The organism is Brevibacterium sp. Mu109 (genome assembly GCF_900169375.1).
Lineage (GTDB): Bacteria > Actinomycetota > Actinomycetes > Actinomycetales > Brevibacteriaceae > Brevibacterium > Brevibacterium yomogidense_A.
Genome location: NZ_FXZF01000117.1, coordinates 1 through 1,059, shown reverse-complemented (window position 1 = coordinate 1,059; position 1,059 = coordinate 1). Strand labels below are relative to the sequence as shown.

General features: G+C 67.8%; 1 protein-coding gene. It reads right to left on the bottom strand.

Annotated features, from left to right (window positions below; all coding sequences use genetic code 11):
* Nucleotides 1-1,059: dicarboxylate/amino acid:cation symporter (locus BSP109_RS16770; RefSeq protein WP_101602076.1), on the bottom strand; the 1,059-nt coding region annotated here is incomplete at both ends.

Below are 1,059 nucleotides of genomic sequence, written 5' to 3'. Positions count from 1 at the left end.
ATCAGCCGCGGCGCGGCCCTCAGCGGTGCCGCCCTCCGCGCCGGCACCCACACTGCCGTCCTCGTCGCTCGCCGTCAGCTCGGTGCCGCCCGCCGCCTCAACAGCGACCGGCACGTAGCCGTCGATGCGCTTGGCGTCGTAGCGGGGCTGATCGAGGATGCCGTGGCGCTTCGCGACGATCGCGGGGATGAGCGCCTGTCCGGAGACGTTGAGCGCGGTGCGGCCCATGTCGACGATCGGTTCGATCGCGATGCCGAAGAACTGCGCGACGAAGACCGCGGCGATCGCCGGGTAGATGGCCGCGCAGCCGTCCATCTTCGTCGTCGCGCCGAAGGGCACGGCGAAGGCCGCGTAGCCCTGCGGGACGCCGAAGTTGTCGGTCGCGACCTTCTGGGTCACGGGCATGGTGCCGATCGAGGACCGGGAGACGAAGCCCATCTGGGCGGCCGGCCACACGCCGGAGAAATACTGACGAGCTGAGAGGCCGTTGAGCTTAGCCAGCGTCGGATAGACGACGAAGAAGACGATCGCCAATCCCACGTACACAGCAACGACGAACCACAGCAGGGAACCCATGGTCGACCACCCGTAGGAGTTGACCGCATTGCCGATGAGGCCGAGGGTGCCGATCGGTGCGATGCGCACGATCCACCAGACCACCTTCTGCACGACAGCCAAGGCCGCTTCGACGAACTGGAGGAACGGTTCGGCGGCCTTGCCGACCTTGACCGCGGCGATGCCGATGGCACCGGAGACGATGATGAGCTGGAGGACGTTGAAGTCGACCTCGGAGACGAGCGCCCCGGTGTCACCGGGCGCCGTCGAGACCTCGAGGCCGAGGAAGTTGACCGGGATGAGTCCGGTGAGGAACCCGATCCAGCTGCCCTCGTGTTCGGGCGCCTGGCCCTGCAGGGAGCTCGCATCGGCGTGGACGCCCGGCTGCATGATGAGGGCGATGAGCAGGCCGATGACGACGGCGATGAAGGCGGTGAGCGCGAACCACAGCAGCGTCGAGACCGCGAGGCGGGCGGCGTTGGTCACCTTCCTCAGGTTGCCGAT